Raw genomic sequence first — 24,160 nt, 5'->3', positions numbered from 1 at the left:
GTGCAGTGGATGTGCAGTGGGTGTCAGGAGTGGAACGGCAGGCCCGCGTCGGCGGCCAGGTCGAGGTCGTCGGTGTCGTCGGGCGGGAGCAGGGTGGCGCTGCCGTCGGCGACCGGCACGACGCCCAGCTCCAGCAGCTCGGACATGGCGGCGCTGCCCGCCATGTCGCGCACCTGGAGCTGGTAGCGGGCGGTGGTGCGGTACGTGCCTCCGGCGTCGTCGCCGGTGCGCTGGAGGAACCCGGAGTCGACGAGGAAGGCCACGGCCTTGCCGATGATGCCGGTGGTGGAGCCGGCCAGCCGGCGGGCGTCCTTGGTGGCACCGGTGGCGCTGCGCCGCGCGTACACCCGCCACGCGGATTCCAGGCCGGGCGCGCCGGTGGCCGGGTCGGTGTTCTCCCCCTGCTCCTCGGCCCGCTCCTCCAGGCGCCGGCACGCCTGCCGGACGAAGGCGTCGACGCCGTTGACGGTGACCCGGCCGATGTAGCCGTCGTCGGCGAGGTCCTCGGGACGGGGGAAGGCCATGGCGGCGACCGCCAGATGGGCCAGTCCGTGCAGGAAGCGGTCGGCGGAGTCGGAGGAGGCACGGCGCGCGTAGTCGCCCATGCGGACGGCGAAGACGGAGTCCTCGGCGGCGGTCACGGCCATGCCGGCGCGGGTCGACACCTCCAGCACGACCAGGCCGAGCCCGGCGGCCACCGCGTCGGCGAGGCGGGCGAAGGCCGGGTCGTCGCGGTGGCGGCGCAGCAGCTCGGCGTACTCGGCGTCGCGGGCGGGCAGCAGCTTGGGCTGGAGCCCGAAGGCGACGAGCCGGGCCGCGTCGGCCGCGTCCGCGGGCGTGACGGAGCCGCCGGCGCCGCCGGGGCCGCCGGAGGCGGCGGGCGCCGTGTCCGTCTCCGGTTCCCCTGCGGGAGGCGTGGCGTCGTCGACGTCGTACTCAATCATGGCTGCACCTTACGTACCGGGTTGTGGGCATTCGTCCCGCTGGGGCGGGACGGGTGGGCACAACCCGGCCACCGGCCCGCAGCCGCGTACGAGACGGCCACCGTCGATGGGCGGTTGCGCGCCGTCGCCGGGCACAGCTCGTGGGAGCGAGCACCCACTTACGCCACCTCCGCTCGGTCGGCGGCCATCCCGGCCGCGTCCAGCAGCGCCGTGCCCACGATCAGATCCGCACCGCCGAACTCCGGGTCGTCCAGCACCGTGCCGTCGTCGACGGCGAAGAGGAGGGACCGCTCGCCCTGGCGGTACGCCGTGCCGACCGGCGGGCTGGCGGCGTGCACCGCCAGCAGGGCGACCAGGTACGGGAGTTCGGGGTCACGGCGGCGCGCCTCGGCGAGCAGGCCGGAGAGCCTGCGGGGGGCGTCGGGCGGCAGCTCCAGCAGCTCCGTGGCGGCGGCGAGCTGCTCCTCGCTGAACCGGCTGTCGTCCGGAGTGGCGACCAGGTCCGGCTCCGGCATCTCGGCACCGAGGTGCTCGCGCTCCACGGGCGGGGTCAGCAGCATGTCGACCAGGTCCCCGACCCGCACCGAGACGGGCGTGCGCAGCCCGGTGCCGTGGGTGAAGAACGCGTCGGTGACGCGGATCGCCTGCTCGACCGGGAGCGGCAGGACCGGGGCGACGAGCTGCCCGTACAGGTCGAGTCCGGTGCGCGCGGTGGGCGGGGCGAACGCCTGCCGGTCCTGCTCGGCGCGGAACAGCGGACCGGCCTCCAGCAGCCGGGACTGGAGCTGGGTGTGGCGGCGGATGCAGTCCTTGACGATGTCGACCAGCTCGGCGGCGCGCCGCTTGTGCTCCGCGTCCTCGGCCTCGTCGCGCGCCTTGCGGATGTTGGTGAGGATCGCGTTCTCGTGGCGGTAGCGGTCGGCGACGTGGTCGAGCGCTTCGGCGATCATGTCGGGGACGCTGTTGAGCCAGTCGACGGCGCGGACGTTGCGCCGGGTCGCCTCCAGGGTCCGGCGCAGGTGCTCCGCGTACTGCACGGTGCGGTACCGGGCCTGCTCGGCGGCGAGTTGGGCGTCGGCGAGCCGCCCGCGGCTGATGAGCACCTCCAGCTTCACCTCGGCGGCGATCTGGGCGCTGGTGACGTCCGTGTCGAGGGCGCCGACCAGGACGTTGACGGCTTCGTCGGTGGTGCGCAGGTAGACGGTGCCGCCGGGGCCCGGCACCTCCTCGATCAGCTTGAAGTCGTAGTCCCGGCGCACGTACGCGCCGTCGGCGTCGAAGGTGCCGTAGACGGCGCGGAAGCCGCGGTCCACGCTGCCGACGTTGATCAGGTTCTCCAGCACCCAGCGGGCGACGCGCTCGTGCTCGGCGGCGGGCCGCTGCGGGGTCTGGGCCGCGATGCGCGGGAGGAGCCTGGCCACTATCTGCTCGTGGTCGGCACCGGTGTCGAAGTCCATGTGGAGTGTGACCAGGTCGATGGCGGCGAGGGCGACCTCGGCCATCGCGTACACCCCGTACTCCCCGGCCAGGTTGGCCTTGCGCGCGTCGAGGTCGTGCAGCGGCGCGGTGCACGCGAGCGCGCGCAGCCGCCGCGCCAGGCCCTCGTCGGCGGCCGGGCCCGGGGCGGGGCGGGCAGGCCCGTTGAGCTGGGGCGCGGCGGCCCCGGGGGGTGCAGAAGTCACGTCGCACAGCGTAGGCGGTCGCACTGACAGCGGACGAAACGGCACGGCTCGCACCGGTGCCCGCGGCGCCCTGACCGGAGTCCCCCGCGTCCGGCCGGTGTCCCGCCGCGCCGGCGTGTGGCGTCGCCCACAGCCCTGAGACTCAGGGCAGGCACCATCAGAACGGGATCAGATCGGATCAGAACGAGATCAGAACGGGATCAGAAGGCGAAAGCGGACATGATCGCGATGTTGCAGCCGAGCAGGACCACCGCGGTGGGCAGCTGGGCCTTGATCGGCCCGTACTGGTCCTTGAGCTCCAGCAGCGCCGCCGGAACGATGTTGTAGTTGGCTGCCATGGGGGTCACGAGGGTGCCGCAGAACCCGGCGAGCATGCCGACGGCGAGGACGGCGGCCGGACTGCCGTCGTAAGTCTGGACGAGGACGGGCCAGCCGACGGCGGCGGTCATCACCGGGAAGGCGGCGAACGCGTTGCCCATGATCACGGTGAACAGGGCCATGCCCACGCAGTAGACGACGACGGCGAGGTGGAGCGAGCCGTCGGGCAGCGCCTTGGTGGTGAGCTTGCCGACCTCGGTGCCGACCCCGGCGACGGAGAAGATGCTGCCGAGTGTGGCGAGCATCTGCGGCAGGAGCAGCGCCCAGCCCATGGCCTCCAGCATGGAGCGCCCGGCGTGGATGGGGACGGACAGGCGCTTCTCGCGCAGCATGACCATGCCGACGGCGAGGGCGGCCACCGCCCCGATGCCGAGCCCCAGGATGGTCTCGCTGCCCTTCTGCAGGACCGGTTCGCCGCCGATGGACAGCTTCTTGACGCCCACCGCGCAGACCATGGCGACCAGCGGGATGGTGAGGGCGGGCACGAAGAGCCTGCCGCCCAGCCGGGCGGCGCTCGCCGCCCGCTGTTCACTGGTCGTGGTACGGGCCTCGCCGCGCCCGGTGAGGCCGAAGCCGGCCAGGCAGGCCATGACGAGGACCGCGGCGCCGAGCGGCTCGGCGGGGGCCCTGTCCTCCACCACCCAGGAGCTGTAGATGAAGCCCGCGCCGATCAGTCCCCAGAAGGCGGCGCTGCCATGGCGTTTGGGGTTGCTGCGGTCGGTGAGCATCTGGGCGGCCATCACCAGGAAGACGGCGCCGACGAGCCAGAAGAACCACTCTGCCTTGATCACTTGACGGCCTCCGGCGCATCCGGGCCCGCGGGCAGGGCGGCCGCCCCGGCCCCGGCGAGCAGGTCGCGCTCCAACTGCCGGTCCAGGCGCAGCAGCCGCCAACCGTGCACGACCAGTGCGCACAGGGCGGTGGGGATGGCCCACAGCGCCAGGTGCAGCGGCTCCAGATGGGTGCCGTACGTGGTGTTGACGAACCCGGTGATCAGCAGGATCGAGCCGACCGCGAGGAAGACGTCCTCACCGAAGAAGAGCCCGACGTTGTCGGCACTGGCGGAGAACGACCGGATCTTCTCGCGCGCCTTGTCGGGAAGCGGACCGAAGCGGCGCTCCGCGGCGCCCTCGGCCATGGGGGCGACCAGCGGGCGGACGGTCTGGGCCGGGCCGCCCACGCTGACCAGCCCGAGCGCGGCGGTGATCTGACGCAGCGCCAGGTACAGGGTGAGGAACCGGCCGGTGGTGAGCTTGGCGAAGCGGGCGACGAGGCCGCGGGCCTGCTCCTGGAGGCCGTGGCGTTCCAGCAGGCCGATGACGGGCAGGGTGATGGCGAAGATCGTCACGGAGCGGCTGGAGGCGAAGCCGTCGCCGAACGCGGCGAGCACCTCGCGCGGCGTCAGACCGCCGAGGAGTCCGGTGGCGATGCCCGCCGCGCCCACCACCAGCAGGGGGTTGCGTCTCGTGGCGAAGCCGACGACGACCACGAGCACGCCGAGGAGAACGATCATGCGTCCGCCTTCCGCGCGGGGCCCGCAGGGGGCGGGCGTGAGGAAGTTTCCCCGGAGGCTAGGGGATTGTTCAACGATCCGACAAGAGGTCGATCAATGATCGCTTCGTGATCGCTTCAGGCGACCCCCGAGGTGATCGCTTCTGGGGAGCCCGCCCCGGCCCCCCAGCCCCCCCGGGCCCAAGCCCCGGCTACGAGGAGACACGTTCCGCGTACGCGCCCGCCAACTGCCGCCGCGAGTCCTCCAGATACGAGGCGAGCAGCCGCTCCGCCTCGGCCGCGTCTCCCGCCTGGAGGGCCTCCAGGATCTGCCGGTTGCGGGTGAGGTAGGGCGCGTGGAAGCGGCGCGGGTCGTCCATGAAGTGGAAGACCAGCCGCAGTTCCGCCAGGACGGCGCGCATCAGCTCGTCCGTGCGCGGGCTGCCGGCCAGACCCACGACCGCCTGATGGAAGCGGATGTTGGCGGTCGACAGCTCCTGCCACGCGCGCTCCCGTGCGGCCCGCTCGCCCGCGACGACCGCCGCCTCCACGGCGTCGAGCCGGTACGGCGGCGCCCCCAGGCCGCGTACGGCCGCGCATTCCACCAGCGCGCGCACCCGGTAGATGTCGGTCAGGTCCGCCACGCTCACCACCCGCACGAAGACCCCGCGGTTGAGCTCGTGCACCAGCAGCCGTTCGTGGGTGAGCAGCCGGAACGCCTCGCGCAGGGTGTTGCGCGAGACGCCGAGAGCCCCCTTGATGCTGTCCTCGGAGAGCCGGGTGCCGGGCGGGAAGAACCCCTCCGCGATGCGGTCGCGCAGCACGTCCGCGACCCGCTCCGCGGTGCTGGTGCGCCCCAGCAGAGGGCGGTCCGTCTCCAGCTCCGACACCTCCACCGCCTCGGCGAGCCGCTGCTCGGCCCCGTTCGCCACGCCGTTCTCCCTTGCCCTGCTCTGTACGCCTTCACCCCGTTGTGCGCCCTCGCATGTCCTCCGCGAGGGCAGAAGAAGTCAAACCGTAAAGCGAGACCGAGACAACATCCCCCTTGTCGGATTGTTCAACAATCCCTACGTTGACGGTCATGACCGCAACCGCCCCGGATCTGACGATCGACCTCAACGCCGACCTCGGCGAGGGCTTCGGCCGCTGGCGGCTGACCGATGACGAGGCGCTGCTGTCCGTGGTCACGAGCGCGAACGTCGCCTGCGGCTACCACGGCGGCGATCCCGTCACGATGCGCCGGGTCTGCGAGACCGCCGCCGAGCGCGGGGTGGCCATCGGCGCCCAGGTCTCCTACCGCGATCTGCCCGGCTTCGGACGGCGCGCCATGGACGTCCCGGCGCACGAACTGACCGCCGAAGTCGCCTACCAGATCGGCGCGTTGGAGGTGTTCGCCCGCGCGGCGGGCGCCCGCGTGTCGTACGTCAAGCCGCATGGCGCGCTGTACAACCGGACCGTCCACGACGAGGAGCAGGCGGCCGCCGTCGTCGAGGGCGTGGCGCTGGCGGCCGCCGGCGCGCCCCTGCCGGTGCTCGGCCTGCCCGGCTCCCGGCTGCACGCGGCGGCACGGGCGGCCGGACTGCCCGTGGTCCCCGAGGGGTTCGCCGACCGGGCCTACACCGCCTCCGGCACGCTGGTGCCGCGCGGCGCACCGGAAGCCCTGGTCACCGACCCCGACGCCGTGCTGGAGCGCTCGCTCGGCATCGCCCGCGACCGCGCGGTCGCCTCGGTGGACGGCCGCCGCCTTGAGCTGCGCGTGCGCTCGCTGTGCGTACACGGCGACACGCCCGGGGCCGCCGACCTCGCCCGCCGGATACGCGCCGGGCTGGAGGCCGCGGGCGTACGCGTGGAGGCGTTCGCATGACGCTTGGCCCCGACACCGGAATCCGTACGAGCGCGAGTACGAGCACGGACCTGAGTACGGGTACGGGTACGAGCACAGGCGCTGACACCCGCACGGGCACGGGTGGCGACGCCCGTACGAGCACGGGTGTTAGCGCCCGCACGAGCACGGGCACCGACGCCGGTACGGGCACGGGCGGCGAGCGGCGCTCCGCGATCCGGATACGCGGCCTTCCGGTCGGCGACCACGCCCTGCTCCTGGAGGCCGCGTCCGGCGAGGCCGCCGAGGCCCTGCACGCCGAACTCCTGCGCCGCGCGGCCCGGCACGAACTGCCCCCCGTCCGCGAGATCGTGCCCGCGGCCCGCACCGTCCTGCTGGACGGGGTCCCGGATCCGGCGCGACTCGCCGCCGAAGTGGAGCGCTGGCCCATCCCGCCGCTCACCCGCGCCCGCACCGGCACCGTCGAGGTCCCGGTGCGGTACGACGGGCCGGACCTCGCCGAGGTCGCCGCGGTGTGGGGCGTCTCCCCCGCCGAGGCCGCCGCGCTCCACGCGGCCACCGAGTTCCGGGTCGCCTTCTGCGGGTTCGCGCCGGGCTTCGGCTATCTCACCGGGCTGCCCGAGCACCGCCACGTACCGCGCCGCGCCACGCCCAGGACCGTCGTGCCCGCCGGGTCCGTCGCCCTGGCCGGCCCCTACACCGGCGTCTACCCGCGCTCCTCCCCCGGCGGCTGGCAGCTGATCGGCACCACGGACGCGGTGCTGTGGGACCCGGCGCGCGATCCGGCGGCGCTCTTCGCGCCGGGGACGCGGGTCCGCTTCGTACCGGTTCCGGCGGAGGGGGCGGCGCCGTGACGGATCGCGCCTTCGCGGTGGTGCGGGCGGGCGTCCTCACCACCGTCCAGGACCTCGGCCGCCCCGGGTACGCCCATCTCGGCGTCCCGCGCTCGGGGGCGCTGGACCTGGGCGCGCACCGGCTGGCCAACCGGCTCGTGGGCAATCCGGAGACGGCCGCCACGTTGGAGGCGACGCTCACCGGCTGCGCGGTACGGCTGCGCCGGGCGGCCATCGCGGCGGTCACCGGCGCCGCCTGCCCGGTCACCGTCGACGGTCGGCCCGCGGCCTGGGGCGCCCCGGTGCGCGTACCCGCCGGGTCGCTGCTGGAAGTGGGCACCGCCACCCACGGGGTGCGCGCCTACGTCGCGTTCGGCGGCGGGGTCGCGGCGGAGCCGGAGCTCGGCAGCCGCGCCACGGACGTCCTCTCCGGCCTCGGTCCGGCGCCGCTGGCCGACGGCCGCGTGCTGCGGCTGGGCGTGCCGTACGGGCCGCCGCCCGCGGTGGCGGATCCGGTCGCGGCCCGTACCGGGTTCGCCCGCGAACTCGTGCTGCCCCTCGTCCTCGGCCCGCGCCACGACTGGTTCACCGCCGCGGCGCCGCGCGCGCTCGCCACCGGCGGCTACCGCGTCTCGGCCGCGAGCAATCGGATCGGGCTGCGCACGGAGGGGCCCGCCCTGGAGCGCGCCCGGGTGGATGAGCTGCCGAGTGAGGGCATGGTGCGCGGGGCGGTGCAGGTGCCGCCGGACGGCAGGCCGGTGCTCTTCCTCGCCGACCATCCGACGACGGGCGGCTACCCGGTCATCGGGGTGGTGCCCGAGGCGCACCTGGACGCCGCGGCGCAGGCGCTGCCGGGTACGCCGGTACGTTTCCTGCCGCGCCGGCCCCGCCGGGGAGGCGCCTGCGGCGGGCTTCTCCCCTGACCCCGCCCCTTCCCGAAACTGGGGCTCCGCCCCAGACCCCGGTCCTCAATCGCCGGACGGGCTCGAAAATCGAGCCCGTCCGGCGATTGAGGACGACGCGGCGGGTCAGCCGTGGCCGTTGCGGCGGGCGCGGGCCTCGCGCAGGGCGAGGCGGGCGCCGTTGTGGCCGCGGTCGGCGGCCGGGCGCAGCACGCGCTCCGCCTCGGCGTAGCGGCCGAGGTCCAGGTGGAGGGTGCCGAGTACCACCGACGCTGCCAGGTCGCCGAGCGCCATCGCGGAGCGCAGCCAGTGCTCGGCCGCTTCGTACTCGCCCCGGTTGCCCAGGCCGATTCCGTAGACCGTCATGCCGCGCCGGTCGCCGGCCTCGGCCGCCGCGCGGGCGGCCGCCTCCGGGACCGGCGTGCCGCGTTCGTACGCCGAGTGGACCGCCGCGAGCAGCTCCGGGTCGAGACCGCCGGTCCCGCCGCGCCGTCTGCCGCGCCGCCGCCACCAGGCCCAAGGTCCGCGCATGGCCGCCCCCTCTTCCCCCGCCGTCATTGTGGCGCTCCGCCTGGCACCGGGGAAGGCCGTGCCTGATGGACATTCAGGACGTGATGGCCATTCAGGGATGGCTGACAGGAGCGGCTGATGGGCGGGCGGGCGTTCCGTAGCCCCCGCCGCCCGGGGTGTGGACCACCAGGACGTCTCCGGCGGCGGCCTCCGCCGTGTCGCAGCCCGCCAGTTCCTCGACCGTGCCGTCGGCGCGTTCGAGCTGGTTGCGGCCGCGGGCGCCGGGCTCGCCGCCCGCCATGCCGTACGGCGGGATCCGCCGGTGGCCGGTCAGCAGCGCCAGCGTCATCGGCTCCAGGAAGCGGATGCGCCGGGTGACGCCGTCGCCGCCGCGCCACCGGCCGCGGCCGCCGCTGCCCTCCCGTACCGCAAAGCTCTCCACCCGTACCGGGTAGCGCCACTCCAGCACCTCGGGGTCGGTGAGCCGGGAGTTGGTCATGTGCGTCTGTACGGCGTCCGCGCCGTCGAAGCCGTCGCCGGCGCCCGAGCCGCTGGCCACGGTCTCGTAGTACTGCACGCGGTCGTTGCCGAAGGTGACGTTGTTCATGGTGCCGGAGCCCTCGGCCTGGACGCCGAGCGCGGCGTACAGCGCGCCGGTGACCGCCTGCGAGGTCTCCACGTTGCCCGCGACGGTGGCCGCCGGGTGGACGGGGGCGAGCATGCAGCCCTCGGGGATGCGGACCTGGAGCGGTTCGAGGCAGCCGCTGTTGAGCGGGATGTCCTCGGCGACCAGGGTCCGGAAGACGTACAGCACTGCGGCCATCACCACGGAGCTGGGCGCGTTGGCGTTGCCGGGCTGTTGTGGGGAGGTGCCGGTGAAGTCCAGCACCGCGGACCGGGCCTGACGGTCGACAGTCACGGCGACCTGGATGACCGCGCCGCTGTCGGTCTCGTAGCGGTACGAGCCGTCGTGGAGCGTGGCGATGGTGCGGCGGACCGACTCCTCGGCGTTGTCCCGCACGTGCCGCATGTAGGCCCGCACCACGTCGAGCCCGAACTGCCCGATCATGCGGCGCAGTTCGTGGATGCCCTTCTCGTTGGCGGCGATCTGGGCTCGCAGGTCGGCGAGGTTGGCGTCCGGGGCGCGGGACGGGTACGGGCCGGCGGTGAGCAGTTCCCGGGTCTGCGCCTCGCGCAGCTCGCCGTCCCGTACCAGCAGCCAGTTGTCGAAGAGGACGCCCTCCTCCTGGATGGTGCGGCTGAACGCGGGCATGGAGCCGGGGGTGATGCCGCCGATCTCGGCGTGGTGGCCGCGGGAGGCGACGAGGAAGAGCAGGTCGGCTCCCTCCTCGTCGAAGACCGGGGTGACCACGGTGACGTCGGGCAGGTGCGTGCCGCCGTGGTACGGGTCGTTGACGGCGTAGACGTCGCCCGGCCGCAGGTCGCCCCGCCTGCGCCGCAGCACTTCCTTGATGGACTCCCCCATCGAGCCGAGGTGCACGGGGATGTGCGGGGCGTTGGCGATGAGGTTGCCCTCGGCGTCGAACAGGGCGCAGGAGAAGTCGAGCCGCTCCTTGATGTTGACGGAGTGGGCGGTGTTCTCCAGGCGCACCCCCATCTGCTCGGCGATGGCCATGAAGAGGCTGTTGAAGACCTCCAGCAGCACCGGGTCGACGTCGGTGCCGACCGCGACGGTGCGCGGCCGGGGTGTCACCCGGGTCAGCACGAGGTGGCCGCGGTCGCCGACCGCCGCCTGCCAGCCGGGGTCGACGACGGTGGTGGCGTCCTCCTCGGCGATGATCGCGGGCCCGGTGACGGTGTCGCCGGGGCGCAGCGCGGCGCGTTCGTGGAGCGGGGTGTCCCGCCAGGCGCCGTCGGTGAACATCCGGACGGTCACGGGTGGGGCAGCCGTCTCCGGGGGCTTGACCGTGTGGGCGCGGGTGCCGCCCGCCGAGCCGGTCGCCTCCACCGACACGGCCTCGGCGACCAGCGGTTTGTCCATGGTGAAGGCGTAGCGGGTGCGGTGGACGCGGACGAACTCCGCGCGCATCGCGGCGGCGGTGTCGAGGGGGACGGGGATGCCTGCGTCCGTGCCCGCGTAGCGCAGGTGGACGCGGGCCGAGGTGCCGATGGAGGCGCGCGGCACGCCGTCGTCGACGAGCTCGGCGCGGGTGCGCTCGGCGAGGGTCTCGCACAGCTCGCGGATGCGGGGCAGCGCGTCGTCGGTCAGCTCGGTCTCCACCGCCTGCTCGCGCATGGCGGTGGCGTCCGCGACGCCGATGCCGTACGCGGACAGCACGCCTGCCAGCGGCGGTACGAGCACGGTGGTCACGCCGAGCACGTCGGCGACGGCGCACGCGTGCTGGCCGCCCGCGCCGCCGAAGCTGGTCAGGGCGTAGCGGGTCACGTCGTGGCCGCGCTGTACGGAGATCTTCTTGACGGCGTTGGCCATGTTGAGCACGGCGATGTCGAGGAAACCCCGGGCGACTTCCTCGGGCCCGCGCCGGTCGCCGGTGGCCCGGGTGATCTCCTCGGCGAGGGTGGCGAAGCGGTCCCGTACCAGCTCGGCGTCGAGCGGCTGGTCGCCGTGCGGGCCGAAGACGGCCGGGAAGCGGGCGGGCTGGACGCGGCCGAGCATGAGGTTGGCGTCGGTGACGGTCAGGGGGCCGCCGCGCCGGTAGCAGGCGGGTCCCGGCACGGCGCCGGCGGAGTCCGGGCCGACGCGGTAGCGGCGCCCGTCGAAGTGGAGGACGGAGCCGCCGCCCGCGGCGACGGTGTGGATGTTCATCATGGGGGCGCGCATCCGCACCCCGGCGACCTCGGTGCCGAAGACCCGCTCGAACTCCCCGGCGTAGTGCGACACATCGGTGGAGGTGCCGCCCATGTCGAAGCCGATGACACGGTCGTACGCGGGGCCGGGCCCTGGTCCGGGGCCGGTCCCTGGCTTTGGTCCTGGCTCTGGTCCTGACCCGGGGCCGGGGCGGGGGCCGGGGCCGGGGCGGGGGCCGGGGCGGGGGCGGGGCGGGGGCCGGGCCCTGGTCCTTCTGGTCCTGGCCCGAGGCCGGCCTCGGCGGAGGACCGCACCATGCCGACGACGCCGCCCGCGGGGCCCGACAGCACGGCGTCCTTGCCGCGGAAGTGCGCGGCCTCGCGCAGCCCGCCGTTGGACTGCATGAACATCAGCCGGATGCCGCGCAGTTCCGTGGCCACGTCCTCCACGTAACGGCGCAGGATCGGCGAGAGGTAGGCGTCGACCACCGTCGTGTCGCCGCGCGGTACGAGCTTCATCAGCGGGCTGACCTCGTGCGAGCAGCTGACCTGGGTGAAGCCGAGGTCCCTGGCCACCGCGCAGACCGCCCGTTCGTGGGCGGTGTGGCGGTAGCCGTGCAGCAGGACGACGGCGGCGCTGCGGAAGCCGTCGCGGTGGGCGGCGCGCAGCGCCTCGGTGGCGGCGTCCAGGTCCAGCGGCGTCACGACCTCGCCGTGCGCGTCGACCCGCTCCGGGACCTCCACGACCCGGTCGTACAGCGCCTCGGGCAGCAGGATCCGGCGGTCGAAGAGCCGCGGACGGTTCTGGTAGGCGATGCGCAGGGCGTCCCGGAACCCTTGGGTGACGACCAGGACGGTGGGTTCGCCGGTCCGCTCCAGCAGGGCGTTGGTGGCGACGGTCGTGCCCATCTTGACGACGGAGACCCGCTCGGCCGGGACGGGCTCGCCGGGGCGCAGCCCCAAGGTCTGCCGAATCCCGAAGACGGCCGCGTCCTGCGACCGCTCGGGATGGTGCGAGAGCACTTTGCGGGCGACCAGGCGGCCGTCGGGCCGCTTGCCGATGACGTCGGTGAAGGTGCCGCCACGGTCGATCCAGAACTCCCAGCGTCCGGTCGTCATCCCGTCATTGTCGCAGCGCCGGGCGTAGCGGGAGGGGGCGGCGGCGGGGCGGGGTCCGGCGTGTCGGGGTGGGGTTGGGGCGGGGTGGCGTGCGGTGCGCCGGGGCGAGGCGGAGGCGGGGCGGGGTCCGGTGCGTCCGGGCGGGGGCGGGGTGGGGCGGCGTACGGGGTGTCGGGGCGGGGTGGAGGCGGAGTGGCGTACGGGGTGTCGGGACGGGGCGGAGGTGGGGCGGCGTCCGGCGTGCACGGGCCGGGCGGAGGCGGGTCGAGGTCTGGCGTGCCCGGGCCGGACGGAAGCGGGGCGAGGTCCGGCGTGTACGGGTCGGACGGAAGCGGGGCGGCGCCCGGCGGGTACGGGCCAGGCGGGTACGGGCCAGGCGGAAACGGGGCAGCGCCCGGTGTGTCGGTGGCGGGCTTGGGCGAGTCGGTATGGGCGTGTCGCCGCCGCGCGAGGTCGGCGAGCGCGGCGCGCGTCGCGCTGCGGGCACGCAGGTCCAGGAGGCGGTCGGTGCCCAGGAACAGATGGCGGCTCTCGCGCACCGCCAGGCCGAGAAGCGCCGGGAGGAGGTCGGTGCAGCGGTCGGCGATCCAGCGGGTGCCGCGAGTCGCCATCCATCGGGCGGCGGCCGCTCGCGAGGGCGGCGGCCCTTCGGGACACGCCGCAGGCGGGGCGCCGGTCGCCAGGCCGCGCGCGACGAGCGCCCCGTGGAACTCCCGGGCCAGCAGCCGGTGTCCGAGTTCGCTGGGATGCAGCCGGTCCACGCTCCACGCGGCCCGCCGGGCGGTCCAGGGGTGGTCGGCGAGGTGGACGTGCACGGCCCCGTACCGCCGTGACAGGACGTGCACCACGGTGTTCACCGCTTCCATACGGCGCCGCAGCGGGCGGGCGAGCGGCGCGGGGAGGCCCAGCATCCGGCCGGGGTCGGGCAGACACGCGGTGAGGACGACGGCGCCGTCGGCGGTGAGACTGCCGATCGCCACGTCGAACGCGTCGGCGACGCGCCGGATGTCGAAGGCGGCCCGCAGGGTGTCGTTGGCTCCGGCCACGACGGAGGCGAGGCCGGAGCGGACCCGGCGCGCGGCGGCGAGCTGCGAACCGGCGACGTCGGCGGTGAGCGCGCCGCTCCGGGCCACGTTGACCAGCTCTACGCCCCCGGGCCGGGCCACGAGCCCGTCCGCCAGGAGCGCGGCCCAACCCCGCCAACCTCCCCCGGGCACGGGGTCGCCGAACCCCGCGGTCAGGGAGTCGCCCAGGGCGACGAACCGCAGTGGCGGTGGCGCGACACGCCGCGGCGGCGGCACGTGAGGCGTTGCCGGGACGAGCCGTTGGGGCGCGGGGCTCGCCTCCGCTGTCCCGCCCGTCGGGACGGGGGTCCCGCCCGGCGCGGGGGCGCCGTGCAGCGGCGCGGGGGTGCCATGCAGCGACACGGCGGCCTCGTGCGGCGGCGCAGAGGCCCGACCCGGCACCACGGCCGCCCGACACGGCGGCACGGTCGCCCCACCCGGCGGCGCGGTCGCCCCACCCGGCACCACGGCCGCCCGACACGGCGGCACGGTCGCCCCACCCGGCAGCACGGCCGTCCCGCACAGCGGCGCGGGGCCCCGCTCGGCACCACGGCCGCCCGACACGGCGGCACGGTCGCCCCATCCGGCAGCACGGCCGTCCCACACAGCGGCTCAGAGGCCCCACCCGGCACCACGGCCGTCCCACACAGCGGCACGGAGGCCCCACCCGGCACCACGGCCGTCCCACACAGCGACTCAGAGGCCCCACCCGGCACCACGGCCGTCCCACACAGCGACTCAGAGGCCCCACCCGGCACCACGGTCACCCCGCACAGCGGCACGGAGGTCCCATCCGGCGGCACGGCCGTCCTGCCCAACGGCACCGTCATCCCGTACGGCGGCACGTCGGACGGCGTGTCGCAGCGGCGGCCGTCGTCGGAAGGGATCGCGGTGGCCGTGTCGGCGCCGCGGGCGGGGCCGCCGCCGGCGCCGGACGGAAGCGGCCGCCGCGTCCCCTGGGAACCGGCACCCGCGACGGTCGTCGCCCCGCTGCCGGGCGGGCCCGGCGGGCCGGGCGCGCCGGTCCCGCGGTGTACGACGCCCGGGTGGGCCCCCTCGCGTGCAGCCGCCACGGCCTGTCCTTGGGACACCCGGCCGGAACGGCCGGACCCTCGGTCTAAGACGGCGTCCGCGGCCGCGATTGCCGGGTCCGGCTCGGCTCCGGTCGCGGCGACCTCGGGCTCCGGTGAACGCGGGCTCGTCGCGCCCCGCTCCTGCGCGGCTCCTCCCGAGCGCCGCCCCGTCGGGCCGCGCCCCCGCCGGTCCACCCCGTCGGCGTCGGCGGTCATCGCGGGCCTCGGACCTGAGGCGAGGTGACCCCGGGAACGCCGCCGGGTGTGTGCAGGTGACCGGTAGCGCCAGGCGTGGGCACGCCGCCGGGAACGCCGGGCGCGAGGCCGTGGTCGGGAGCACCGGGCGTGGTCACGAACCCGGGGGCTGCGGGCTCGGCCTCCGGGCCGACGGGCGTCTCCGTGGCGAGGTCACCAGGCGTGGGCACGAGGCAGGAGGCATTCGGCTCGGCCTCGGGGGTGGCGGGCGCCTCCGGGACGACGGCACCGGGCTCGGGCACGAACCCGCGTGTGCTCGCCGAAGCCACCGCGTCCGCCGTTGAGCGATCGGGAGGCGTGCGTGGCCGGCCGGTGGAGGTTGCGGCGGGTGTCGGCGAGGTGGCAGGCGCGTCCGACGTGGCCCGGTCGGCCATGGATGCGGCGTGGCCCGGGCGACGGACCGGGGCGTCACCGTCCGCGGTATCGTCCCCCGTCTCCCCCTCCCCGTACGCGTACCCGTCGTTGTCCCCGTACCCGTACCCGTCCGCGCGCGGGCCATCCGCCGACCCCCGGACGCGGCGGCGGCACCGTCCGCACGCGCACCCGCGGTCACCTCCCGGCGTGTCGTGCCCGCCGCGTGCCGCGCGACGGCGGAGCCGTCCGTGTGCGCCGGGCCGCTGCGCGGATCGCGGAGCGGCGCGGCGTCGTGCGCACTCAGAAACGCGGCGACGGCCGCCGGCCAGCCGTAGCGTTCGGCTCGCGCGCGGGCCGCCGCGCGGCGGTCCGGGGCGGGGCGGGCCAGGAGCCGTTCGACCGCGTCCGCGAAGGCCGGGCCTGCCCCGGCCACCTCCCCCGGACTCCTCCCCCAGCGCGGCCGCTGGGAGGTGCCCCCAGGCGGTACCCCCAGGAGGTGCCCCCGGTCGGCGGCCGTCTCGCCCGCCGGGCCGACGATGTCCGGGAGGGCGGACAGGGCGCTGACCACCACGGGCGTGCCGCAGGCCAGCGCTTCCAGCGCCGCCAGTCCGAACGTCTCGGCCGGGCCCGGGGCCAGGACGAGGTCCGCGCTGGCCTGAAGCGCGGCGAGCGCACCTCGGTCGGCGACATGGCCGAGGAACTCGGCGGGCAGCCCCTCCTCCCGGACCCGGTTCTCCAGCCGCGGGCGCAGTGGGCCGTCGCCCGCGACCACGAGCGTCGCGGGCACACCGCGCCGCCGCAGTTCGGCGAGCGCGTCCAGCGCGTGGCCCGGCCGCTTCTCGGGGGAGAGCCGGGAGCACATGACGAGCAGGACGGCGGCGCCGTCCGCGTGTCGGGCGCGCAGCGACGCGCTGTGCCGGGCAGGGTGGAAGTGGTCGAGGTCCACCCCGAGCGGAGCGTGGACGAGGTTGTGCGTGCCGATCCGTACGAACTCGCGGGCCGCCCACTCGGTGGTGCACACCACCCGCGAATACGCGTGTGCGGTACGGAGGTTGAGCCGGTCGGCGACGCGGCGGGCGGCGCCCTCGGGCACGCCCCAGGTGCGCAGCACGCCGTCGGCGCTCTCGTGGGAGACCATCACGGCGGGTACGCGGGCGCGGCGGGCCCACTCCCCGGTCCAGCGCAGCGTCGTACGGTCGGACACCTCCAGCCGGTCGGGTGCCAGCGCCTCCAGCAGCCGGGTGAGCCGCCGTCGGTCGGTGAGGACCCGGTAGCCGCCGGTGCCGGGGACGCGCGGGCCCGGCACGGTGATGACCCGGCCCTGTTCGGTGTCCGTGTCCGAGACGCGCTCGCCGGGCACGACGAGGACGGGCTCATGGCCGGCGGCCCGGTAGCCGGCACCCAGTTCGCGCAGGGCGGTACGGAGTCCGCCGGAGGCGGGCGTGACGAAGTTGGCGAGCCGGACGATGCGCAGGGGTGCCGGGGCGCGAACCGGAGTCCCTGCCGGGACGCGAGCCGCAGCCAAGGCTGAGCCGGAAGCCGGAGCTGGTCCCGAGGCCGAGCCCTCTCCCGGTACCCCCGCCGGACCCAGAGCCGGGACCGAGGCCGGGCCCCCTCCCGGTGCCCCCGCCGGACCCGAAGCCGGGCCCCCCGCCGGTCTCCGGACCGCTGCCGCTGCCAGGCCCCCCGCCGGTCCCCGGCCCGCTGCCGCTGCCGAGTCCCCCGCGCGTGCCGGTGCCGTCTGTGGACGGTGCGCGCCGCTCATGCCGCCGCCACCGCCGTGCGGGCCGCCAGCACCTCGGCGTAGTGGTCCAGGAGTTGGTCGCCGACGGCGGCCCACGTGCGGTCCGCCACGGCGGCCCGCCCCTCGCGGGCGAGGTGGGCGCGAAGACGCGGGTCCGCGGCGAGCAGCGTGACCGTGTCGCGCAGGGCTTCCGCGTCGCCGGGAGGTACCAGGAGTCCTGTACGGCCGTGCTCGACCAGGTCCAGGGGACCGCCCGCGGCGGGGGCGATCACCGGGACGCCGGATGCCTGCGCCTCCTGCACGGTCTGGCAGAACGTCTCCTGTGCGCCCGTGTGCGCGAAGACGTCCAGTGAGGCGAAGATCCGGGCGAGTTCGGTGCCGGTGCGGCGGCCGAGGAAGTGCGCGCCGGGCAGGAGAGCGCGCAGCGCGGGTTCGCTGGGGCCGTCTCCGACGACCACCACGCGGACTCCGGGGAGCACGCAGAGAGGAGCGAGGAGGTGCACGCTCTTCTCCGGGGCGAGTCGGCCGACGTAGCCGACGAGGAGTTCGCCGGCGGGGCGAGGGTGCGGCGCAGTGCGATGTCCCTGTGCCGCGGCTGGAAGCGTTCGGTGTCGACGCCGCGCGGCCACAGCCGTACGCGCGGCACGCCGTGTTCGTCGAGATCGCGGGCGGCGGCCGTGGAGGGGGCCAGGGTGCGGTCGGCGGCGGTGTGCACGGCCCGTATGCGCCGCCAGGCGGCGCTCTCCCCGGCGCCGAGATAGGTGCGCGCGTAGCCGCCGAGGTCGGTCTGGTAGACGGCGACCGCGGGGATGCGCAGGCGCAGTGCGGCGGTCATGCCGCGGGCGCCGAGGACGAAGGGGCTCGCGAGGTGGACGAGTTCGGTGCGGTGCTCGGTGAGGGCGGAGGCGAGGCGGCGGCTGGGGAGGGCGACGCGGACCTGGGGGTATCCGGGCAGTGGAAGGGACGGGATGCGGACGACGGGGCAGGGGCGTTCGAGGTCGGGGTGCTCGAGGCCGGGGTCCTCGGTGTCGGGGACCGCGGGGGCGGGGATCGCGGTGGCGTCGGGCGGCCCGGCGGGGGCGATGACGAGCGGGTGGTGGCCGCGTCGTCGCAGGTGCCGGGCGGTCTGCAGGGCGCAGTGGGCGACGCCGTTGACGTCGGGCGGAAAGGATTCGGTCACGATGGCGACACGCATACCGCTGTTGTCGGCGCACCAGGGGTAGCCCCGGCGGCGCGCATCTTTCCGCGCGGGGAACGTCCCATGAGCGTTGGCCTACGCCGGGTCGCCTCCCGGCGAGGAGCCGTCGGGCGCCGCGCCCCGGTGGCGGCCTCGCAACCTGCCTGCCCGGCAGGGGCTTCGGGCCCATTTCGTATTGTCGTGCCGCCGGAGAGGAATCCGAGGGGACCGGGAGGGGAAGCCGATGGCATTCGGAAGGAACAGGCGGGTCGAGCCCTTTGAGGCGGTGCACTGGGACGAGATCACCCAGTTCACGGTGGGCAGGATGATGCGGCACACGGTCCGCAAGTCGAAGCGGGGCGAGGGCGCGCACGCGGTCCGGTTCATGAGGACACGCGGCGTCGACGAGTACATGGTGCCCGGCGTCTACATCGTCCCCGTGGAGGCGGACGTACCGCTCTCGAAGGGGGGTTTCCGGCTCTTCGAGGACGAGGGCAGCCGGCAGTTGCTGTGCACGGTGCTCCCGGACGGCTCCGATCGCTACCGGGTGACGGACGCCACCGGCCGGGAGCTCGGCTCGGTCCGCCGCACCCCGGTCACCAAGCGGCTCACCCAGCAGGGCCTGTGGATGGAACAGCCTGGGCACCCGGCCATCGTGGCCCCCCGCAACTGGGCGAGGGGCGGCTCGGGAGCATCCCTGGGGCGCGGGGTGGGCCATGTCCTCGACGGGGTCGTCGACTCCCTGCTGTCCTTCGGGTCCGACGAAGGGACGGGCTCTGGGGCGAGCGCCAAGCCGGTGGTCTGGGCGGTGGGCGCGGAGGACGCGGAGGAGGAGGGGGCGGACGGGGAGTACGGGGAGGCGGTGCTGACCTTCCCGCGGAGCACCGAGGGCAAGCGCTGGTACTTCGTCAAGCGGGACGGCTGGCTGGACAAGCGTCTCGCCTTCGCGCTGGCGGTACTGCGCGAAAGCGAGACCTTCGGCGCCGACAGCCGCTGAGCGACGCCCTGCCCCGGGCATGCCTGGTGCGGCGGATGAGCCTTGAGACGCCCGCCCTGGCCGTCCCGCGATGCGTGACGGCCATCCCACCGGCGCGCTGCCGGTGGGCACGGCACAGTCCGGGGCGACCGAGAGCGTTCGAGGTGCGGTCGACCGTTGTGACTACTGCGCGGGTCGCCGCACTTGTCGTACTTCGCGGTGGATCGCCCAGGCGTCCGCTACCGGGCCCACGTGCCCGAGCTTGTCGGGGTTGATCACCGAGCGGATCGTCTGGATCTGCCCGTCGAGTACGTCGAGCGCCATGGTGTGGAGCACCTTGCCGTCCCGGTCGCGGAAGATCGCGCCCGGCTGGCCGTTGACCTCGTGCGGCGCGAACGTCACGTCGATCCGGGCCAGCCAGGGGACGACGGAGGCAAGCAGCCGGGCCACGTTGTCGGCGCCGACGACGGGCCTGGCCAGCTGCGGGGCCTTGCCACCACCGTCGCCGACCATCGCTACGTCGGCGGCGAGCAGTTCCCGCAGGCCGGCGACGTCGCCTTCGCGGAGGGCGTCGAAGAACCGCGACGCCAGTTCCTCCCGCTCTTCGCGGGCCGCTTCGAAGCGCGGCCGCCCGGCCTCCATATGCCGCCGCGCCCGCACCAGCAGCTGCCGGCACGCCGCCTCCGACCGCCCCACCGCCGCGGCGACCTCGTCGAACCCGAAGCCGAAGACCTCCCGCAGCACGAACACCGCCCGCTCCAGCGGGCTGAGCCGCTCCAGCAGCAGCAGCGCCGCCATCGACACCGAGTCGGCCAGCTCCACCGACCGCGCCGGGTCCTCGTAAGGGTCGGCGAGCAGCGGCTCGGGAAACCACGGCCCGACGTACTCCTCCCGTCGGACACGGGCCGAGCGCAGCACGTCGATCGAGATCCGCGTCACCGCGGCCGACAGAAACGCCTTGGTCGACGTGGGCCGGGTCGCCGAGCCGTCGAAGCGCAGCCATGTCTCCTGCACCGCGTCCTCGGCCTCACCCACGCTGCCCAGAATCCGATAGGCGATCGAGAACAGCAGCGGCCGCAGTTCCTCGAACTCCTCGACCTTGCTCACGCCGAATCCCCTCCCCTTGAAGCCCTGCCGCTCAGTGGAACTGCCCGGGCACGTAGTCGCCGGCCGGCTGCTGGGTGATGACGTTCATCCGGTTCGCCATGTTCATGAAGGAGATCAGGATCACCAGGGCGGTGAGCTGCTCCTCGTCGTAGTGCTCGGCGGCATTCGCCCAGACCTCGTCGCTGACCCCACCGGCCGCGTCCGCGACCCGGGTCCCCTCCTCCGCCAGCTCCAGCGCGGCGCGCTCGGCCTCCGTGAAGACCGTGGCCTCGCGCCACGCCGCGACCAGGTTCAGCCGCACCGAGGTCTCACCGGCAGCGGCGGCTTCTTTGGTGTGCATGTCGAGGCAGACGGCGCAGCCGTTGATCTGACTCACGCGAAGCGAAACCAGCTCCTGCGTCGCGTCCGGCAGCGGCGAGTCCTTGAGCGCCTTGCCCGCCGACATGAGGTACTTGAGGACCTTGCCGGCGGTCGGGTCGGCGAAGAAGTTCAGTCGGGCGTCCATGGTGTGCTCCTCCGTGGTCGTCAGTGGCTACACCCCCTGAGACGGGGTAGCCCGACCCCCTGTGACACGGACGCATGTGACCTGCGTCTCCCGGCCGTCGGCGCGCGTCCGGGCGGTGTACGTCCAGGCGTGGCGCACGTCGGCCGACGGATTCGACGCACTCGACCCACAGGGCTGCACTCGCGCGGGCCCTCGCCGGGAGGTGCTACGCGTCCGGGGCGAAGCGGCTGCGTACCGCCGTCTGGACCTCCGCCTCCTCCACCGGGTCCGCGGCCAGTCTGCGGAGCTGGTCCACGACGCGGGAGTCGGCGGTGGCGGCGTGGCGGGCGGCCAGTTCGCGGGTGCTCTCCTCGCAGTCCCACAGGCACTCGACGGCGAAGCCCGCGGCGAAGGAGGGGTCGGTGGCGGCGAGGGCGTGGGCCGCGACGCCGCGCAGGTGGGAGGAGGCGGTCTCGCGGTAGATGTGCCGCAGGACGGGGGCCGCGCAGCCGATGGCCAGCCGTCCGGCGCCTTCGACGAGGGCCCACAGGGTCCGGGCGTCGGGGCCCTCGCCGCGGACGGTCCTGCGCAGTGCCGCGAGGACCAGGCCGGAGTCGTACTGGCCGCCGCGGCAGGCGAGCATCGCGGCGGCCGCGTCGCCGAGCGCGTCGGGCCGCTGGGCCCAGAGGCGGGCGCGGTCCAGGGCGGTGATGCTGCGCATGCGCTCGAACGCGGTCAGGGCCGCCTGGGTCACCAGGTCCGGGGCGGGGCCGGTGGCCGCGGCCTCGATGAGGTCGAGGACGTCGGGGTCGCCGGTCTCGGCGAGGTGGCGCAGCGCGGCGGCGCGTGCCGCGTCGGGGCCCGAGGCGGCTGCGGCGAGCAGTTCGGGGCGGTCCTCGGGGCCGGCCACGGCGGTCAGGCAGCGGGCGGCCGCGTCGGAGCGGCGGGCGTCGTGCTCCTCCTGCGCCCACTGCAGGACGTCGTGGACGCTCCAGCCGGGGCGCGGGCCGGAGGGGCGCAGCTGGCGCTGCCAGCGGTCGAACGCGGTGCGTTCCTGTGCGGCGCGGACCCGCGTGCCGTGGACGGGGTCGTCGGCCCACAGCCGCCAGGGGCGGGGCTCGTAGGCGCCGCGGGCGGCGGCGGCCAGCTCCGCGTCGCCGTCCGGGGTACAGGGGAAACGGGCGAGCACGGCGGGGCCGAGGGCGCGCAGGGCGGTGTCGTCGTCGCGCAGGGCCAGCTCGTCCAGGGCCCAGGCCCAGTTCGCGCCGGTGGCGGCGTAGCGGCGCAGGAGCAGCAGGGCGTCGTCGCGGCCGTAGCTGGCGAGATGGCCGAGAACGGACAGGGCGAGCCCGGTGCGCTCCTCCGCGGTGTCCAGTAGATCGTCGGGGTGAAACAGGTGCTGTTCGATTTCTCCGAGGTCGGCGCGCAGGTCCAGGCAGAGCCGGGCGTAGTACAGCGAGCGGTTCTCGACCTGCCAGTCGCGGCGGGGGTCGCGCAGCACGCAGTGGTGCAGTGCCGCGAGCGCCTCGGCCCGCGGCGCGGCGAGGGCATGCAGGGTCCCGTCGCCGCGGCCTCGCTGCAGGAGGCCGAGCAGGGTGCCGCTGGGCGCTATGTCTGGATCGAACATGAGGTCAGCATCCGGTGCGGTGTGATTCGCTGGCAACGGGATTTCCGTCGACCGGCATTCTTGCCGGTGTCCGGCCGTGGTATGCCTGATGAACGGCATGGGCAGCGGGTTCCCGAGCGCCGCAGCCTACCCGGAATGGCTCGCTCCGCCGAGTCGTATACCGACTTGCCTCAGGAAGGCCGGTGGCATATGCCAGCAGCACCACCGTATCGGGTATTGCAGAATCCCTTACGCGATGTCGCAGCGTGTGCAACAGTCGTAACCGGTCCTTACCGGCCCTTCCGCCAGTCCTGGCCGCGCCGCGCCCGTATGGAGTTTCGTTCATGCCGTCCCCACGCTCTGCGGACCACCCCGCCGCCCAGCCACCCGAGCGCGGCGCAGTCGACGCGCTGATCTCGCAGACCCGGCTGCTGCGCGGCGGCGTGAACGCCGTGCGGCGCGACACCGCCTCCATGGAGTTCCCGGGCCCGGACGACTCGCGGTTGCGCTGGCAGCGCGCCCTGTGCGATCTGGCCGTGCACCACCTGGACGACCTCGGCGTCCAGCTCGGCCAGCTGCGGGACGGGCTCCCCGGCGAGCCGGGCGAGTACGCAGAGCACGGCGAGCCGGAGCCCGAGCGGGGGCCCGGCCCCTGGGACGGGCCCGCGGACACCCCGCCGAGCCGGGTCGGCAGCGCCGAGTGGAACTTCCTCACCGACGAGGCGGACTGGTCCGACGAACTGTGCCGGATCTTCGGCCGGCACCCGGACGAGGGCGGGCTCACCCTGGACGAGCTCCCCTCCTGGCTCCACCCCGACGACCAGCAGGTGCTGACCTCGCTGGTCACCGGCTGCCTCGTCGACGGCAGGCCGATCGACGGAGAGTTCCGCATCCGCCGCACCGACGACGAGGTCCGCACGGTGCACATGGTGGGCGAGCCGGTGCTCGACGACGCCGGCTGCACCGCCTCCCTGTGGGCGGTGCTGCGGGACGTCAGCGAACTGCGCCGCAGCCAGCTCGCGGTGCGCGAGACCCGTGACTCGCTGCGCCGCCAGCGGCACTTCGCACGGACCGAGCACCGGCTGGCGGTCGAGCTCCAGGAAACCGTCCTCCCCCGTGGCGCGGTTCGCTGCGGCTCCCGCACGGCGGCACGGCCGCCCTCGACCTCGCCGCGCACTACCTCCCCTCCGCGACCAGCGCGCTGATCGGCGGCGACTGGTACGACGCGCTGCAACTGCCCAGCGGCAGGACGCTGCTGAGCGTCGGCGACCTCACCGGGCACGGCGTCGCCGCCACCACCGGCATGGCGATGCTGCTCGGCGCGCTGCGCGGGATGGCCGTGGCCGGGGTCGAGCCCGGCGCCCTGATGGGCCACCTCAACCAGCTCCTCGACAGCTCCTCGCAGCCCGCGCTGGGCAGCGCCGTCTGCGCGCTGTACGCCCCGGACACCCGCAGCCTGGTCTGGGCGCAGGCCGGACACCCCGCCCCGCTGCTCTTCCGCGACGGGACGGGGCGCGCGCTGCCGTCACCGGACGGCGTGCTGCTCGGCGCCACCTCCGGCGCGACGTACGCCCAGGCTGTCGAGCGGCTGGAGCCGGGCGACCTGCTGGTGCTGCACACCGACGGACTCAGCCCCCGCAGCCCCGATACCGACACGGACGCGGGCACCGAGCGGCTGCTGGAGCTCGCGCCGCGGCTCACCGCCGCGCGCAGCGCCCAGGAGTGCGTACGGACGGTGGTCGAGGCGTTCGGTGACGAGGAGCGCGAGGACGACGCGTGTGTCCTCGTCGCACGCGTCTTCTCGAACTGACCGCGCCGCGCACACGACTCGGACCGGCCGTGCTCACAC

14 protein-coding genes and 5 pseudogenes are annotated in these 24,160 nt (G+C 75.0%); 5 read left to right on the top strand and 14 right to left on the bottom strand.

The features are described from left to right. Window positions 1-23: 23 nt before the first annotated feature. The 5 genes from Q3Y56_RS30875 to Q3Y56_RS30855 form a co-directional block, all read right to left on the bottom strand. Entirely contained in the window at window positions 24-944 is a 921-nt protein-coding gene (locus tag Q3Y56_RS30875; RefSeq protein WP_304465031.1) for a hypothetical protein, read from the bottom strand. Between the two features lie 158 nt (window positions 945-1,102). After that, window positions 1,103-2,626 carry a hypothetical protein gene (locus tag Q3Y56_RS30870; RefSeq protein ID WP_304465030.1) on the bottom strand — a complete coding sequence of 508 codons (1,524 nt, stop codon included), beginning with the start codon at window positions 2,624-2,626 and terminating at the stop codon, window positions 1,103-1,105. A 200-nt stretch (window positions 2,627-2,826) separates the two neighbouring features. Next, a complete protein-coding gene (locus tag Q3Y56_RS30865; protein ID WP_304465029.1) occupies window positions 2,827-3,795 on the bottom strand; it encodes a DUF979 domain-containing protein in 969 nt (322 codons plus the stop codon). Next, window positions 3,792-4,517 carry a DUF969 domain-containing protein gene (locus tag Q3Y56_RS30860; protein ID WP_304465028.1) on the bottom strand — a complete coding sequence of 242 codons (726 nt, stop codon included), beginning with the start codon at window positions 4,515-4,517 and terminating at the stop codon, window positions 3,792-3,794. The genes Q3Y56_RS30865 and Q3Y56_RS30860 overlap by 4 nt, the downstream gene beginning before the upstream one ends. A gap of 190 nt (window positions 4,518-4,707) precedes the next feature. Next, on the bottom strand, window positions 4,708-5,427 hold the full coding sequence (locus tag Q3Y56_RS30855; RefSeq protein WP_304465027.1) for a GntR family transcriptional regulator: 720 nt from the start codon (window positions 5,425-5,427) through the stop codon (window positions 4,708-4,710). 149 nt (window positions 5,428-5,576) lie between these two features. Between Q3Y56_RS30855 and Q3Y56_RS30850 the strand changes: the two genes are divergently transcribed. The 3 genes from Q3Y56_RS30850 (at window position 5,577) to Q3Y56_RS30840 (ending at window position 8,094) form a co-directional block, all read left to right on the top strand. Then, on the top strand, window positions 5,577-6,359 hold the full coding sequence (locus Q3Y56_RS30850; RefSeq protein ID WP_304465026.1) for a LamB/YcsF family protein: 783 nt from the start codon (window positions 5,577-5,579) through the stop codon (window positions 6,357-6,359). 194 nt (window positions 6,360-6,553) lie between these two features. After that, entirely contained in the window at window positions 6,554-7,192 is a 639-nt protein-coding gene (gene pxpB / locus Q3Y56_RS30845; protein WP_304465879.1) for a 5-oxoprolinase subunit PxpB, read from the top strand. Further along, on the top strand, window positions 7,189-8,094 hold the full coding sequence (locus tag Q3Y56_RS30840; protein WP_304465025.1) for a biotin-dependent carboxyltransferase family protein: 906 nt from the start codon (window positions 7,189-7,191) through the stop codon (window positions 8,092-8,094). Before pxpB ends, Q3Y56_RS30840 begins: the two co-directional genes overlap by 4 nt. A gap of 105 nt (window positions 8,095-8,199) precedes the next feature. Here Q3Y56_RS30840 and Q3Y56_RS30835 read toward each other — a convergent pair whose 3' ends face one another. The 6 genes and pseudogenes from Q3Y56_RS30835 to Q3Y56_RS30810 form a co-directional block, all read right to left on the bottom strand. Continuing rightward, the gene (locus tag Q3Y56_RS30835) at window positions 8,200-8,604 is read right to left on the bottom strand and encodes a sel1 repeat family protein (RefSeq protein WP_304465024.1); all 405 of its coding nucleotides are present in this window, start codon (window positions 8,602-8,604) and stop codon (window positions 8,200-8,202) included. Between the two features lie 91 nt (window positions 8,605-8,695). Continuing rightward, window positions 8,696-11,491: pseudogene (locus Q3Y56_RS30830) on the bottom strand (hydantoinase B/oxoprolinase family protein); the annotation flags it as partial. 152 nt (window positions 11,492-11,643) lie between these two features. Further along, window positions 11,644-12,471 (bottom strand): annotated as a pseudogene (locus Q3Y56_RS30825) (hydantoinase/oxoprolinase N-terminal domain-containing protein); the annotation flags it as partial. Continuing rightward, window positions 12,468-13,898, bottom strand: a complete 1,431-nt coding sequence (locus tag Q3Y56_RS33635; RefSeq protein WP_369696826.1) for an SGNH/GDSL hydrolase family protein — start codon at window positions 13,896-13,898, stop codon at window positions 12,468-12,470. The pseudogene Q3Y56_RS30825 and the gene Q3Y56_RS33635, both read right to left, overlap by 4 nt. A 1,605-nt stretch (window positions 13,899-15,503) precedes the next feature. Beyond that, window positions 15,504-16,742, bottom strand: a pseudogene (locus Q3Y56_RS30815) (glycosyltransferase); the annotation flags it as partial. A 236-nt stretch (window positions 16,743-16,978) separates the two neighbouring features. Continuing rightward, window positions 16,979-18,156 (bottom strand): annotated as a pseudogene (locus Q3Y56_RS30810) (glycosyltransferase family 4 protein). 226 nt (window positions 18,157-18,382) lie between these two features. On the opposite strand from Q3Y56_RS30810, the gene Q3Y56_RS30805 reads away from it, so the two are divergent. Beyond that, a complete protein-coding gene (locus Q3Y56_RS30805) occupies window positions 18,383-19,135 on the top strand; it encodes a hypothetical protein (protein ID WP_304465023.1) in 753 nt (250 codons plus the stop codon). Between the two features lie 162 nt (window positions 19,136-19,297). Here Q3Y56_RS30805 and Q3Y56_RS30800 read toward each other — a convergent pair whose 3' ends face one another. The 3 genes from Q3Y56_RS30800 to Q3Y56_RS30790 form a co-directional block, all read right to left on the bottom strand. Continuing rightward, window positions 19,298-20,221, bottom strand: coding sequence for an RNA polymerase sigma-70 factor (locus Q3Y56_RS30800; RefSeq protein WP_304465022.1), 924 nt, complete (start codon window positions 20,219-20,221; stop codon window positions 19,298-19,300). A 31-nt stretch (window positions 20,222-20,252) separates the two neighbouring features. Further along, a complete protein-coding gene (locus Q3Y56_RS30795) occupies window positions 20,253-20,726 on the bottom strand; it encodes a carboxymuconolactone decarboxylase family protein (RefSeq protein ID WP_304465021.1) in 474 nt (157 codons plus the stop codon). 205 nt (window positions 20,727-20,931) lie between these two features. Beyond that, complete coding sequence (locus Q3Y56_RS30790; protein WP_304465020.1) at window positions 20,932-22,332, bottom strand: HEAT repeat domain-containing protein; 1,401 nt, start codon at window positions 22,330-22,332, stop codon at window positions 20,932-20,934. Between the two features lie 323 nt (window positions 22,333-22,655). Here Q3Y56_RS30790 and Q3Y56_RS30785 point away from each other — a divergent pair. Further along, window positions 22,656-24,121, top strand: a pseudogene (locus Q3Y56_RS30785) (PP2C family protein-serine/threonine phosphatase). Window positions 24,122-24,160 lie beyond the last annotated feature (39 nt).

This window comes from Streptomyces sp. XD-27 (assembly GCF_030553055.1).
In the GTDB taxonomy this organism is placed as follows: domain Bacteria; phylum Actinomycetota; class Actinomycetes; order Streptomycetales; family Streptomycetaceae; genus Streptomyces.
This window is presented reverse-complemented; position numbering and strand designations above follow the sequence as displayed.

What these genes read in the sequence shown, in the direction of transcription:
- Q3Y56_RS30875 (WP_304465031.1), bottom strand. Translation starts at nt 944, where the DNA reads ATGATTGAGTACGACGTCGACGACGCCACGCCTCCCGCAGGGGAACCG.
- Q3Y56_RS30835 (WP_304465024.1), bottom strand. Translation starts at nt 8,604, where the DNA reads ATGCGCGGACCTTGGGCCTGGTGGCGGCGGCGCGGCAGACGGCGCGGC.
- Q3Y56_RS30795 (WP_304465021.1), bottom strand. Translation starts at nt 20,726, where the DNA reads ATGGACGCCCGACTGAACTTCTTCGCCGACCCGACCGCCGGCAAGGTC.
- Q3Y56_RS30805 (WP_304465023.1), top strand. Translation starts at nt 18,383, where the DNA reads ATGGCATTCGGAAGGAACAGGCGGGTCGAGCCCTTTGAGGCGGTGCAC.
- Q3Y56_RS30850 (WP_304465026.1), top strand. Translation starts at nt 5,577, where the DNA reads ATGACCGCAACCGCCCCGGATCTGACGATCGACCTCAACGCCGACCTC.
- Q3Y56_RS30860 (WP_304465028.1), bottom strand. Translation starts at nt 4,517, where the DNA reads ATGATCGTTCTCCTCGGCGTGCTCGTGGTCGTCGTCGGCTTCGCCACG.
- Q3Y56_RS30790 (WP_304465020.1), bottom strand. Translation starts at nt 22,332, where the DNA reads ATGTTCGATCCAGACATAGCGCCCAGCGGCACCCTGCTCGGCCTCCTG.